Genomic DNA, 13,135 nt, shown 5'->3' with positions numbered 1-13,135 from the left:
TTGCGGCGAAAAGCCGTCTGCTGCAAACCGTTGGCCTCCTGATGGCGTAGGCTGGACGCCCGCTTCAGGGAGCCGGCCATGGCCATAGCCTTCGATTTCGAACTCACTGCGCTGGATGGCGCGCGGCTGCCGTTGGCGGCGTTCGCCGGCAAGGCGCTGCTGATCGTCAACACCGCCTCCAAGTGCGGCTTCACCCCGCAATACGAGGGGCTGGAACGGCTGTGGCGCGAGTTCGGACCGCGTGGACTGGTCGTGCTGGGCTGCCCCTGCGACCAGTTTGGTCACCAGGAGCCGGGCGACGCGGCCGAAATCGGCGCGTTCTGCAGCCGCAACTATGGCGTCAGCTTCCCGATCTCGGCCAAGCTGCAGGTCAACGGCGCCGATGCCGACCCGCTATGGCGCTGGCTGCAGCGCGAGAAGCGCGGCGCGCTCGGGATCGCCGCGATCAAGTGGAATTTCAGCAAGTTCCTGGTCGGCCGCGACGGGCGGGTGATCGCCCGTTATGCGCCGACCGCGCGCCCGGAATCGCTGGAAGACGATATCCGGGCGGCGCTGGGCTGAATCAGACCACCAGTTCCAGCCGGCGGACGTTCTTCAGGTCGACATGCTGGCGCGCTACCCACAGCTCGTGGGCATCCTGCATCGCCAGCCAGCTTTCCGGGCTGCGGCCCAGGGCCTTGGACAGGCGCAGCGCCATTTCCGGGCTGATCCGGCTGCCGCCGTTGAGCACGCGGCTGAGCGTGGAGGCCACGGCCCCCAGCTTCCTGGCCAGCTCGCGGCCGCTGATGTCGTTGGGTTCGAGGTAGACCCCGGTGATGAATTCACCGGGGTGCGGGGGATTGTGCATGTTCATCAGTGGTAGTCCGCATGGTCCAGCACGTAGGCATTGCTGTCCTTGAACTCGAAGGTGATGCGCCAGTTGCCGTTGACGGCAATGGACCAGCGCCCTTTCATTCCGCCTTTCAGAGCGGGTGCAGGCGGAAACCCGGAATGTCCATGTCCTCGATGGTCTGCGCGGTATCAAGCGCGGCCAACTGCATGCGCCGTCGCTTGGCACGATCGGCCTGCACGCCGGCGGTGCTTCCTGTCTCGAAAGAGTCTGCACAGTCCCTTGTGCCGGAACGACTTGATCATGCATCCGATCACAGCATGTTGCGCGTCGCGCAACATGCTGGGCCTCCCTCATGGGGCTGGCCGGTGTGGATGCAGGAGGATGGCCCGGTGCGCCTGCGCACCGGGCCATGGCGCTTCAGGCCGGCGTCGCGTTGCCGGCTTCTTCGAGCAGATCCTGCTGCTGCAGCCTGACCCGGGTCGGGTCGCCATCCTGCGCCATCGCCCGCTGCAGGGCGCGGCGGGTGGCGGCCGTGACCAGCGACTGCAGGTCGCGGCCGGACCTGCCTTCGGTGGCGGCGGCCAGTTCGCCCAGCACGTCCTCGACCGCGAAATCCAGCGGCTTGCCGGCCAGCTGCAGGCGCAGGATGGCGGCGCGGGCGTCGGCGTCGGGCAGGCCGATCCGGATCTTGCGTTCCAGGCGCGAGAGCAGGGCGCTATCGATGGCGTCGGGGTGATTGCTGGCGGCCAGCAGGAAGACCTGCCCCTGGCGGGTACTGATGCCGTCCAGCTCCTGCAGCAGCTGGGCGACGATCTCGGCGTTGAGTTTGTCCGAATTGCCGCTGCCGCGCGGCGGGGCGATGGTGTCGATCTCATCAAGGAACACGATGCACGGCGCCTGCGCGCGCGCCTTTTCGAACAGCTGCTTGACCCGTGCGCCGCCGTCGCCGATGAACTGCCCCTTCACGTCGGTGGAGGAGGCGGCGATGAACGACAGCCCGGACTGGCTCGCCAGCACGCGCGCGATCTGGGTCTTGCCGGTGCCCGGCGGGCCGTAGAGCAGGATGCCGCGCGGCACCGGGATGTTCATCCGCGCCAGTTCCTCGGCGTGCAGCAGTTCCTTGCCCAGGCTCTCGAACTCGGCGCGGGTGGATGCCGGCAGGATCACATCGTCCCAGCCCAGCGCCTGCACCGAGGTCGAGTTCTTGCCGCGCAGGCGGGCGATGGCGGCGCTGAAGTCCTCCAGCGACGGGCGCCCGGCCGGGTGGGTGGCGACCACGCTGGTCACCAGCGTGGACAGGTCGCGCCCGGACATGCCGCTGGTTTCGCGCACCAGCGCTTCGGTCACGGGCAGCGCCAGCTGGGCCTTGCCGAACTCGGCCGAAAGGATGCGTTCGCGGGCGCCGGCATCCGGCGCCGGCAGTTCGATGGAAACCGTGAAGCGCGACAGCACCGCATCGTCGATCAGTTCGCGGCGGTTGGTCGCGCCGATCACCAGCACGTTGCCGCCGCCCTGGTTGAAGCCGTCCCACTCGGCGATGAAGGTCTGCACCAGCTCGTTGCCGAAGTTGTCGGTGTCGCGGCTGCCGCGGCGGGCGAAGGCGCTCTCGCATTCGTCCACGAACAGGATCGTCGGGCCCTGGCCGCGCGCCTGTTCCCACAGCTTCTTGACCTTGGGCCCGGTATGGCCGATGTGCTCGCCCTTCAGGTCGGCGATGGTCACCGCCACGAAGTTGCAGTCCACGTGCTGGGCCAGCTTGCGGGCGATCAGGGTCTTGCCGGTGCCGGGCGGCCCCCACAGCAGCATGCCCTTGGGCAGCGGCGGCTGGCCGGCGGCGAAGCGGTCGACCAGCTTGATGACCTGCTCCAGCGTTGTTTCGGGAATGGCCACGTCCTGCCAGTTGGCCTCCAGCTTGTCCAGCGAGGCCAGGCGGGTGAGCAGCGACTGCTGTATCTGCTGTTCGCGTTCGTACGGGGCGCTGAGTTGCTGCAGTTCGATGATGGGCTGGGCGAACGGCGCCAGCTGCGGCGCCAGCGCGGCGGCCAGCGGTTCCCACGTGGCGCGGTGCGCGTCGACCTCGGCGCGGACCCGCACGAAACCGCCCGGATGGCCGTTGAGGGGCAGGCGGATGAAGATGTCCGAGTCCTTGTCGGCGGGGATGTCGGTGGTCAGGCCGACCATCGCCGCATTGGAATGGTCGCGCTTGTCGGACAGCTGCCAGCTGGTGCCGAGCTTATCCGCCGACGGTGCCGGCGCGCGCACCACCGGGTAGGGATGGGAGCGGCCGTCCTCGTGCTTCTTGCCGAAGGCGTTCAACTGCAGCTGGCGCCTGCCCAGTTCGTCGATCGACGCGAGGATGGGCGCGGCATTGCGCCGCGCCAGCCGGCGCCGGCCCAGCCAGACCAGGAAGGCATACAGGACCAGTGCCGGCGGTATGAGCGCGAGCGGCAGCAGCAGGAGGTCGAGCGGGAACGGCAGCATGTAGCGGAAGTGGTAGATCAGGCCGCCGACCCGGTCATACATCAGCAGGCTGCCCAGCAACGCTGCCCAGGCGAACAGGCGCAAGCCACCGGTGCCCAGCGTCGCCTTCAGGCTCAACGCCGCTCCCAGCGTGCCCTTGCGGGCGGCCTGCATCGCATCGCGGCGTGCCTGTTCCAGCCCCTGCTCGAACGCCGGGCGCATGGCCTGCGCCGCCTGGCAGGCATTGGGATAGGCCGTGGCAAGCGCCTGTTTGGCGCTGTCGAGGCGTTGCCGGCACTGGGCCAGTTCTTCAAGCAGCACGGTGCGCTGGTTGTCGATGAAGCTGCTGCGTGAAGCACTTGGACCCATGAATGTTTTTCCTGGAAAGAAAACGGCCGGATCTTCGTGATCCGGCCGGTACGTTAAACGATCGACATGGCGCTTCAAAGGCGCCCGTCTGTAGGTGAATCCCCTACGGCTCTACTTTTCGACGAATGCGCGCTCGAACACGTAATGCCCGGGCGAGCCGATGCGCGGCGAGACCTCGAAACCGCGCGCGTCCAGCACGCTGCGCAGGTCGGCCAGCATCTGCGGGCTGCCGCAGATCATGAAGCGGTCGTTGGCCGGATCGAACGCCGGCAGCCCGAGCGTCCTGGGCATTTCCCCGCTTTCGATCAGCGTGGTCAGGCGGCCCTGGTTGCGGAACGGTTCGCGGGTGACCGCCGGGTAGTACAGCAATTTGTCGCGGACGATGTCGCCTAGTATCTCGTCCTCGAACAGCTCCTTCTCGAAGTAGTCGCGGTAGGCCAGGTCGCGCTCGAAGCGCACGCCGTGGCAGACGATGACCTTGTCGAAGCGCTCGTAGGTCTCCGGGTCCTTGACGATGCTCAGCCACGGCGCCAGGCCGGTGCCGGTGCCCAGCAGGTACAGGTGCCTGCCCGGATGCAGGTCGGAGATCAGCAGGGTGCCGGTGGGCTTCCTGCCGACCAGAATGGTGTCGCCCACCTTCAGGTGCTGCAGGCGCGAGGTCAGCGGGCCGTCCTGCACCTTGATGCTGAAGAAGTGCAGCTGCTCTTCCCAGTTGGCGCTGGCGATGGAATAGGCGCGCATCAACGGGCGGGCGCCCTCGTTTTCCAGGCCGATCATCACGAACTGGCCGTTCTCGAAGCGGAAGCCGTTGTCGCGGGTGGTGGAGAAGCTGAAGTAGGCGTCCGTCCAGTGACGGACTTCAAGCACCGTCTCGGTGCCGTAAGCGGAAGACATGCCGGGATTCGTGGGGTGTGATAAACCCCCGCATTCTAGCAAACCGGCCCGTTCCGGCCGGGATGCGACGATTTGTCGCGCATCGCGACCTCCTCCTGCAGGTGCGGGGCCTGCCCGCATGGCGTTTCGCTGGAATGCCCGCACGCGGGGCAGGCCCTCATCCACGAGCACAGGGATGGTCAGCGATAGCCGGCCGCCTGCAACTCGAAAAGTTCGGCGTAGCGGCCGCCTTCGGCCATCAACTGTTCGTGGGTGCCGCTGGCCTCGATGCGGCCGTCGGCCAGCACCAGGATGCGGTCGGCCATGCGCACCGACGAGAAGCGGTGCGAGATCAGCACCGCGGTGCGCTGCTCGGAAAGCTCCTTGAAACGCTGGAACACCTCGAACTCGGCGCGTGCGTCCAGCGCGGCGGTGGGCTCGTCGAGGATCATCACCTGCGCGTCGCGCATGTAGGCGCGGGCGATGGCGATCTTCTGCCACTGGCCGCCGGACAGGTCCACGCCGCTCTTGAAACGGCGCCCGATCAACTGTGCGTAGCCCTCGGGAAGGGCGTCGATCACCTCGTCGGCCAGCGCGCGGCGCGCGGCGCCGCGGATGCGCGATGCATCGTCCATCGCCTCGACCTGGCCGACGCCGATGTTCTCGCCGGCCGACAGGTGGTAGCGCACGAAATCCTGGAAGATCACGCCCATGTTGGCGCGCAGGTCGTCCAGGTCGTAATCGCGCAGGTCGCGGCCGTCGAGCAGGATGCGGCCCTCGTCCGGGTCGTAGAGCCGCGCCAGCAGTTTGACCAGGGTGGTCTTGCCGGCGCCGTTCTCGCCGACCAGGGCGATCACCTCGCCGGCGCGCAGCTGGAAATCGAGATGGCGCACGGCCCAGCGCTCGGCGTCGGGGTAGCGGAAGCCGACGTCCTCGAACACGAAGCCGGTGCGGATCGGCCGCGGCACCGGCAGCGCGTCCGGGCGCGAACGGATTTCCGGTTCGATGGCGAAGAAGGAGAACAGGTCGTCCAGGTACAAGGCCTGCCCGGCGACCTGCGAGAAGCCGGTCAGCAGGCCTTCCAGCAGCTGGCGCAGGCGCAGGAAGCTGCCGGACAGGAAGGTCAGGTCGCCGATGCTGAAATCGCCGCGGATCGTGCGCCAGGCGATGTAGGCATAGGCGGTGTAATAACCCAGCGTGCCCAGCGCCGCGAGCAGCGTGCCCCAGAACGCACGCCTGCGCGCCAGCGTGCGGTTGGCGCGGTAGAACCGTTCGGCCAGCAGCTTGTAGCGGTCGATCAGGAACCGGTGGAGGTTGAAGATCTTCACCTCCTTGGCGGTTTCCACGCTGGCGCCGACCTGGCGCAGGTAGTCGAGCTGGCGCCGTTCCGGAGTCCAGCTGTAGTTGAGCGAATAGCCCAGCGTGTTGAAGTGCGACTCGCCGAGGAAGGCCGGCACCAGCGCCACCGCCAGCAGGGCGATCAGCCAGGGCGCATAGGCGACCAGGCCGGCGGCGAAGCTGATCACGGTGACCGCATCCTGCGCCTGTCCGAGCAGCTGGCTCATCAGGTTCATGCGGCCCATGGTCTGGCGCCGGGCGCGGTCGAGCTTGTCCTGCAGCTCCGGATCCTCGAAGTCCTCCAGGTCCAGTTCGGCGGCGTGCTCCATCAAGCGCACGCTGGTGGCGTTGGTGAACAGCTCGGACAACAGCGTGTCGGCGTAGTTGACCACCCGCCCCAGCAGGTCCGAGCCGATGGCGATGCCCAGTTCCAGCGCCAGCAGCTCCAGCAGCAGATCGAGGTGGCCGCTCGCCCATGCCTCGCCCAGCGGCGGCATGGCGCCGGCCCCGGCCAGGCGCACGGCCTCGTCGATGATCAGCTTGCCGACGTACAGCATCGCCACCGGCAGCAGCGCACGCACCAGGCGCAGGCACAGGCTGGCCAGGGTCAGGGCGGGGCTGGTCTGCCATATCTGCCGCAGGAACGGCGGCAGGTTGCGCATGGCGTTCATGCGCTCGCGGAAGCTGGGGCGCTTGCCGGTGGCGGAAACGGGGGGCGATGGCGCGTGCGGCATGCGGGACTCGGGCGGCAGGGCCGGATCAGGTTACCTGCTGCCCGCCGGGTTCAGCCGTTTTCGTCCAGGTCGATGTCGCCCATGCGTGCGTCGTCGGTGCCGTCCGGGTTGTCGCGCACGGCCCGGCCACGCGGGCCGAAGGAGCGCCGGCCGCTGTCGATGTTGAGGTGGCTGCGCACGCCGCGCACGCCCTCGATGGCGGCCACCTGCGCTTCCACCTGCTGTTTCGCCGCTGCATCCGGCACGTCGCCGGACAGGGTGACATGGCCGTCCTTGACCTGCGCCAGTACCTGCGAGGTCTGGCCCTGCGCACCGAGCATGCGCACCACATCGTCGCCGATCAGGGTGTCGGAACGTTCCGCGGCCATGGCGTTCTCCTGCAGGAAAGGAGCCCAACCATGGCGCAGGCGTCGTGAGCGTCCCGTCACCTCAGCGGCGCGGACCTTCCGGCGGCGGCGGATCGGAGGACTGCAGCGCCACCGGCAGGTGCCAGCCGTAGTGCATGGCCATCATCCGCAGCCCGAAGCACAGCCCCGCACCGGCCAGCGCGCAGGGCAGGGCCGGCAGCCGGAGCCAGTAGCCCAGGGCCACCACCGCCGCGCCGGCCAGCGCGGCCACCGCATACAGCTCGGCCTGCAGCACCAGCGGCACCTGCGCCAGCAGCACGTCTCGGGCGATGCCGCCGCCGATGCCGGTGAGCATGCCCAGCGCGGCGGCCATCGGCGGGGCGATGCCGAAGGCCAGCGCCTTCTGCGTGCCGGCCACGGCGAACAGCGCCAGGCCCATCGCATCGAACATGCGCACCGGGTACTGCAGCCGTTCGATCAGCGGCGCCCAGAAGAAGGTGACCACGCCGGCCAGCAGGGTGATGGCCGGATAGCGCCAGTCGCTGATCGCGGCCACCGGCGTGGCGCCGATCAGCAGGTCGCGGGTAATGCCGCCGGCCAGTGCGGCGGCAAAAGACAGCACCAGCACGCCGAAGATGTCCAGCCGCCGGCGCACCCCCATCGTCGCGCCGGACAGGGCGAAGACGAAGGTGCCGATGAGGTCGAGGATCAGGACGAGCGTGTTCATGGGCGGGGATTGTGCCTGATCGGCTGCTTGGCCCGGTCTTGCGACGGGGCGGGGTAAGTGCCACCTAAACCGGGTTGATGGTAGTCGATAGCCCTGAGATATCGAGGATGTGGATTGTCCTCGTTTGCAGCGGTGTGGTTCTTGCTCGGAGGGGCAGAGGGACGGCATTCGGCGGTGCGCATACTTCATGCGAGCAGGAGGGGCCGTATCTGCCTTGCGGAACAATCAGTTAGGTCCGAGTCGCATGGGCGGGAAGTGGCCTATAAGCCGGGCTTACAGCTAGGAAACAGGGCATCGCGTTCGCAAGCTGGCCACTCAGGCTACGAAACCCCTACCCGATCAATTAATTATCATCGCGCGACATGCTGCTGGCACTTGAGTGCCAGCAGGCTCTTTGGAATTAATCAGCGGATGGATCCATGAAATCATCTCAAAAGCTTGAAATTGGCAAGGTCTACACCCGTGATCAGCTCCGCGCGCTGTTCGGAATCACTGACGCCACGCTCAACAACGGCATCTTTCCGCACAAGGGGTACCAGTCGGTCTGGCTCTTTGTGACCGAGGACAAGACCGCCGACAGGACGCAATACCACGACCATCTGGATGGCGACACCCTGACCATGCAGGGACAGACGATGGGCCGGACTGACCACTACATCCTGCACCACCAGGCTCACGGCAACGAACTGATCCTTTTCCACAGGATGCGTAAGTACCAGTACCCCGGCGCAGGCTTCGTCTATCAAGGCCCCTTCGAGTACGTCAGCCACTCCGGTGGCGGCCCTACTACGTTTCAACTCGTCCGAGCTACCGCCGCAAAGTCCACAACGACGCGCCAACTCGCCTTGGATGCGGTTGCAGGACTTGATGGGCGCGCAACCGCATCCGAAGTCCGTGACTTCATCCTCAAGCACAAGCCGGACTACAACCCCAGCAATGCCGGAACTGACCTGGACCTACTCTCGGTCAACAGCCCATCCCGGACGTCTCACAGCTACAACAAAACACCGAGGACAACCGATAGCGATCACGACTGTGATCGACTGTTCAAGGTTGGCAAAGGCTCAAGCGCCACTTACGAGCTTTACGACCAGGCAGTACACGGCACGTGGGAGATCTACCTTGCCCCAGTAGAGGTCAGCAGAACGCAGCTCTCGGTTCGATTGAAGTCGGACCCGATAGCGGATGCAATAGATGCCGCGCAGACTGAAGCCGAGGATAGTGGCGCATTCGATTCCACTGACCAGCAGGATGAGCGTGACCGCGTTATGGCAACCATCGTCCGTCGACGCGGGCAGCGGAAGTTCCGGAACGCCTTGCTGGATGCATACAACAAGACATGCGCGATCACGGAATGTCAGGTTGAGGCCATCCTGGAAGCTGCACATATTTTTGGCTACAAGGGCGATCAGACCAATGTGTGCTCTAACGGGCTGCTGCTCAGAGCCGACATCCACACCCTCTTCGACCTGAAGCTGATCGCAGTCAATCCGGACACAATGACCGTCGAAACGTCACCGGCACTGAAGGGAACTGAGTACGAGGCTCTTACAGGTCGCAGACTGATTGATACCAAGCTCCCACATCAACGCCCCAGTTCTATTGAGCTTGGGCGACACCGTGCGATGTGTGCCTGGTGACAGCCGGGGGACGCATCATCTATGCCGCACCAAGATGCGGGCGCTTTGCGTAGGGCGGTCGGGGAGGAGGACCAGCCTCATTTGCATGGACTGGCCTCGTTGATCGCTTGAACCTCAGAGCGTCGCATCAGTCATGCGAGCGATGGGCTGGAGATCACCTTGTGGAATAAAGAGTTGGCCAGTTTTCAGGGGCTATAAATGGCCTGTAAGCCGGCAGGCAAGTGATGGCAGGGATGCGGGCAGCCTAGAACGGAATGTCGTCGTCCATAAAGTCATCTGGAATGGATGCAGGACGATTGGCCACCCGCGAACCAGTCGATGCATCAGGCTTGTTCTTTGGCTTGCTCGTTACAAACAAGCCGTCATTTGCATCGATCCATTGCCATGCCCGGTTGGTCAATCGGATCCCGTCGTATTGTTCGTACTCGCCGTCGATTGCGCTGATCTCGGCAAATTCTCGATTGAGAAGTCTTCGCAGCGCCAACTGGCAACCCAAAGGAGTGATGCCTTGGCGCTCCACTGACTGTTTAACCGACCATAGGTTAGTGGCGTCCGTCGGCTTGCTTGCTTCTGAGGCGACTGCGGCGATAAGGACCATCTCGGGATGCGACACGCCGTTTACCTCAGAGATCAGCTCATTTTCCGCCGCTTGCTTGAGCATCTCGGTCTTTGACAGCCGCGCCTTCAATGTGTCTGTGATGCGATTGCGAAGTTCATTGAAATCGCTCGTTGACTCCGTGCGATACACAATCACGCTTCGATGTTGAATGTCGAACGGGAACTTCTGTCTGTCACTGGCACAGACCATCACTATAGGCTTGCCGAGCGCAAAAGCGAATCCAAGCTCGTACCATACGTTAGCATTGTCTGCCGTAATCTCCGCAAGGCATATGGCGGCATTTTTTATCCCATCCTCAATCGAGGAAATCAGTACCTCCGCAGATGGATCACCATCCACCCTATATGGAATGAGTCCTGCGTCCTCAATAGCTGGCTTGAGACAGTCATTGAATCGCTTGTCGAATTTGCCCCCGTCGAAGGGCTGAATCACAAAACAGGTTGTCAAGCTGACCTCCAGCGATTTTTCCCGAGTCTAAACGCATGCTAGCCTTTTCAACATTGTCACCGCCAATAGCGTTCGTTGATGTTTCGAGCGCAAGCCAGGCACTTTCGATATGCGCCATATCGACCTCCGCGCTCTCGACCTAGCAGTCCGCCGCACTCGCAAGCGTCGGTGCTTTCGCCTCGGTTCCAGCGCCATAGCCTGTAGGTCGTGATCAACATCCACAGTGCTCCCACGCCGAAGCCAATCATCGGTAACCATTGAGCCGTTTGGTGCGCGCCTGCAAGCAATACGGACTGTCGCATGCCTTCGATGGCGAAAGTTGCCAGCATCGATGCGGCCAATAGCCCCAAAGCCGGTGCGTACATCCGTACTGCCATCCAAGTCCAACGGTCCATCGTCTTGCTCCTTTTGGTTGATACCCTGATCTTCTGTGGAAGTTGTCGCACTGGATGAGACGGAACGGCCGCACGAAAATTTTCGCCATAGGTGCAAAGCCAAACCTACGCCAGCACTTCATACATGGCGACAGATCCGCACCGTTGCAGGAATCTACCAAGCCACCGCCGCCTGCATGCCGCACATTACGCCGTTCGCGCATGCGTTTGACTTGCGTTTTGCATGAGTAGTTGGCGCTGCGGGAGCGGGCTCATGTTTGGATCCGATGCGGGTTGTGTCATCGATTTCGTGTTTGCAGTGCTTTCATGTGATATCTGAAGTAAAGCGCTGTGCTCGCGAGCAAAGCTGCATGCAGCATGCAACGACGGATCGAGTCGATTGCACTGGTCGCGCATGGTGTTGGGCTCGACTTCATTACGGGTACGTTGGTTTAGATCCAGAGTGTCATCGACGCATGCAGTGGCGACGTATGTGTAACGCATCATGACGAAATCACTTCATGGTAAGACTGTAAAAAGCTGAGATGCCAAGAGCTTTGCCGTGGCTGGTGATTGCGTGGCGATCGTAAGAGTCATTGCTGTTGGTGTGCTAGTTTCCTTCGAAGATAAACTGCGTTTCTGTCGGGGTGCCGGTGCGTTCCTTGTTTGATATGCTCCGCCCGTGTGGCAGCCTGCATCACTGGGCTGTCGATAGGGTCTGGAACAGGGGAATGTAGAATGGCGAAGGGATACCGCCGGCTGAACGTTTTTATGGCTAAGCCGTTGATCGATGGACAGACATTTGCGAATTTACTCGCTAACGTCCCAGTGGATATGTATCCAACAGTACCCGTTGTAGGTATCGATGGCGCGCTGTACGTGAAGCGAAGTACGGAGAAGAGGCCAACTTGGGGCGGAGTTCTCGATGAGGCGGCGGGACTCGATGTGCCTGGCTTGGCGAACCGTTCTAGTTCGGCGGTGCTCTTGGTTCGAGTTGATGGTGATGTCTTCGCTTTCACCTTTGGATACGGCCGGTACCTGCTGGAGCAATCGCTATTCGTGCAGGACTTTGGGCTGCGCACTGCACTGAATACGCTCGACGAAAAGTCACTGCGTAGCGTTGACTTGCATACCCTCGAGGATCAGCCGGTTCAGAAGAAGTCGCAGGCCGCTCGTGACTCGGAGGTGAGCGTTTTTGGCATTGACATCCTGCGTGACGTGCTCCGTGCTGTGACGGGCGTCCCCAAGCAGGGTATTGACCTCGAACATATATCTGGAGGTGACGCCGCGTTCTCGTTCGGTATCGAAATGGAGGTTGCAGATCTTCCTGGGTTGGCGCGTCGAATCAAAGGCTACTATGCCAATGAAGATTACAAAAAATCATTTTCTTGGGTAGACAATGTTCGCAAGATCAAGGACGAAGCGTTGATTGATCAGCTGAACTTGGAGTTGGTCGAAGCTGTCACCAGGCATGATCCTGGCTTTATGATCACACTGCCGGAGATTGGTGCGTGGGACGAGATCTTGGGATTTAGCTTTACGCGTGGCAAGGGTAGTGTACGTCCCGTCATCGATGCCGCAGACTACATCGACAACATCCATGATCTCGGCGCTCTAACTGTCGATGGACTCAAGCGGGACAAGCTGTTTGTTCATGACGTTGATGGCGAGATCACCGAGCACTCGGTGTATCGTTGCATCTACTTCGAGATCATCGATGGCGATAAAACAAAAATCGTCTTTGATGGGAAATGGTATGAGGTCGACGGTTCATTTATCGGGCGAATCACCGAGACTTTGAAGTCGATTCCGGTGTCGGCTCTTCCATTTCCAGCAGTGGAGGTTTGGGAAGAGGGTGGGAAGGAAAAAATTGAGTCGGAGGGTGACTACAACAGTCGTGCAGCCGAGGCGCATGGCTATTTCCTGATGGACAAACAGCTTGTTAAGACAAACCGCACCACTTCAGCTATTGAGCTTTGCGATCTTCTGACACCAGCCAAACAGCTGGTCCATGTGAAGCATCGCAAGGGCGGCTCAGCCGGACTTAGCCACCTCTTTGCTCAGGGAGGCGTCGCTGCCGAGATCATGCTTGGCGACAAAGAGTTTCGGAAGAAGGCGCGGACCGTGTTGCGCAGAGTAGATGCTGCTGCTGGTGACCTTGTACCCTTGGGTAACATCAAGAGCGCGGACTATGAAATTGTGTTTTTGATTCTCGGCGAAGACAGTGCAACGCTGAAGCAGAACCTGCCATTCTTCAGCAAGGTGAACTTGTCGAAGACGTTTGAGAACCTCAGTCAACGTGGGTTCCGGATTTCGGTAGCTGGTGTTGCTACTACGCCGCGCTTGGTTGTTTGACCAGGAGCAGCCCTTCATTC

Annotated in this window: 11 protein-coding genes; 3 read left to right on the top strand and 8 right to left on the bottom strand. The window is 62.6% G+C overall.

Features of this window, described 5'->3' with window-relative positions; all coding sequences use genetic code 11:
* Positions 1-78 precede the first annotated feature (78 nt).
* Positions 79-561, top strand: coding sequence for a glutathione peroxidase (locus ABB22_RS02680; protein WP_055769287.1), 483 nt, complete (start codon positions 79-81; stop codon positions 559-561).
* A 1-nt stretch (position 562) separates the two neighbouring features.
* Here ABB22_RS02680 and ABB22_RS02675 read toward each other — a convergent pair whose 3' ends face one another.
* The 7 genes from ABB22_RS02675 to ABB22_RS02645 form a co-directional block, all read right to left on the bottom strand.
* Complete coding sequence (locus ABB22_RS02675; RefSeq protein ID WP_055769284.1) at positions 563-853, bottom strand: HigA family addiction module antitoxin; 291 nt, start codon at positions 851-853, stop codon at positions 563-565.
* Positions 853-954 carry a type II toxin-antitoxin system RelE/ParE family toxin gene (locus tag ABB22_RS18695; protein ID WP_235504296.1) on the bottom strand — a complete coding sequence of 34 codons (102 nt, stop codon included), beginning with the start codon at positions 952-954 and terminating at the stop codon, positions 853-855. The genes ABB22_RS02675 and ABB22_RS18695 overlap by 1 nt, the downstream gene beginning before the upstream one ends.
* Before the next feature lie 295 nt (positions 955-1,249).
* Positions 1,250-3,661, bottom strand: a complete 2,412-nt coding sequence (locus ABB22_RS02665; RefSeq protein WP_055769282.1) for an AAA family ATPase — start codon at positions 3,659-3,661, stop codon at positions 1,250-1,252.
* A gap of 111 nt (positions 3,662-3,772) precedes the next feature.
* A complete protein-coding gene (locus ABB22_RS02660; protein WP_055769280.1) occupies positions 3,773-4,555 on the bottom strand; it encodes a ferredoxin--NADP reductase in 783 nt (260 codons plus the stop codon).
* Between the two features lie 179 nt (positions 4,556-4,734).
* Positions 4,735-6,606, bottom strand: a complete 1,872-nt coding sequence (locus ABB22_RS02655) for an ABC transporter ATP-binding protein (RefSeq protein ID WP_055769279.1) — start codon at positions 6,604-6,606, stop codon at positions 4,735-4,737.
* Between the two features lie 50 nt (positions 6,607-6,656).
* A complete protein-coding gene (locus tag ABB22_RS02650; protein WP_055769277.1) occupies positions 6,657-6,974 on the bottom strand; it encodes a BON domain-containing protein in 318 nt (105 codons plus the stop codon).
* A 61-nt stretch (positions 6,975-7,035) separates the two neighbouring features.
* Positions 7,036-7,680: a trimeric intracellular cation channel family protein gene (locus tag ABB22_RS02645; RefSeq protein ID WP_055769275.1), complete on the bottom strand. Its 645-nt coding sequence runs from the start codon at positions 7,678-7,680 to the stop codon at positions 7,036-7,038.
* A 419-nt stretch (positions 7,681-8,099) separates the two neighbouring features.
* Here ABB22_RS02645 and ABB22_RS02640 point away from each other — a divergent pair, with 419 nt between their 5' ends.
* Positions 8,100-9,320: an HNH endonuclease gene (locus ABB22_RS02640; protein ID WP_055769273.1), complete on the top strand. Its 1,221-nt coding sequence runs from the start codon at positions 8,100-8,102 to the stop codon at positions 9,318-9,320.
* Between the two features lie 244 nt (positions 9,321-9,564).
* Here ABB22_RS02640 and ABB22_RS02635 read toward each other — a convergent pair whose 3' ends face one another.
* Positions 9,565-10,386 (bottom strand): TIR domain-containing protein, encoded by an 822-nt coding sequence (locus tag ABB22_RS02635; RefSeq protein ID WP_152984006.1) that lies wholly within the window; start codon positions 10,384-10,386, stop codon positions 9,565-9,567.
* 1,112 nt (positions 10,387-11,498) lie between these two features.
* Here ABB22_RS02635 and ABB22_RS02630 point away from each other — a divergent pair.
* Positions 11,499-13,115, top strand: coding sequence for a TIGR04141 family sporadically distributed protein (locus tag ABB22_RS02630; protein ID WP_082443605.1), 1,617 nt, complete (start codon positions 11,499-11,501; stop codon positions 13,113-13,115).
* Positions 13,116-13,135 lie beyond the last annotated feature (20 nt).

Origin of the sequence: Stenotrophomonas nitritireducens (assembly GCF_001431425.1) — a bacterium.
In the GTDB taxonomy this organism is placed as follows: domain Bacteria; phylum Pseudomonadota; class Gammaproteobacteria; order Xanthomonadales; family Xanthomonadaceae; genus Stenotrophomonas; species Stenotrophomonas nitritireducens.
The sequence above is the reverse complement of the archived record's forward strand: the minus strand, read 5'-3'. Positions and strand labels throughout refer to the sequence as shown.

Coding starts and splice junctions, on each gene's coding strand:
- ABB22_RS02680 (WP_055769287.1), top strand. CDS start 79: ATGGCCATAGCCTTCGATTTCGAACTCACTGCGCTGGATGGCGCGCGG.
- ABB22_RS02675 (WP_055769284.1), bottom strand. CDS start 853: ATGAACATGCACAATCCCCCGCACCCCGGTGAATTCATCACCGGGGTC.
- ABB22_RS18695 (WP_235504296.1), bottom strand. CDS start 954: ATGAAAGGGCGCTGGTCCATTGCCGTCAACGGCAACTGGCGCATCACC.
- ABB22_RS02665 (WP_055769282.1), bottom strand. CDS start 3,661: ATGGGTCCAAGTGCTTCACGCAGCAGCTTCATCGACAACCAGCGCACC.
- ABB22_RS02660 (WP_055769280.1), bottom strand. CDS start 4,555: ATGTCTTCCGCTTACGGCACCGAGACGGTGCTTGAAGTCCGTCACTGG.
- ABB22_RS02655 (WP_055769279.1), bottom strand. CDS start 6,606: ATGCCGCACGCGCCATCGCCCCCCGTTTCCGCCACCGGCAAGCGCCCC.
- ABB22_RS02650 (WP_055769277.1), bottom strand. CDS start 6,974: ATGGCCGCGGAACGTTCCGACACCCTGATCGGCGACGATGTGGTGCGC.
- ABB22_RS02645 (WP_055769275.1), bottom strand. CDS start 7,680: ATGAACACGCTCGTCCTGATCCTCGACCTCATCGGCACCTTCGTCTTC.
- ABB22_RS02640 (WP_055769273.1), top strand. CDS start 8,100: ATGAAATCATCTCAAAAGCTTGAAATTGGCAAGGTCTACACCCGTGAT.
- ABB22_RS02630 (WP_082443605.1), top strand. CDS start 11,499: ATGGCGAAGGGATACCGCCGGCTGAACGTTTTTATGGCTAAGCCGTTG.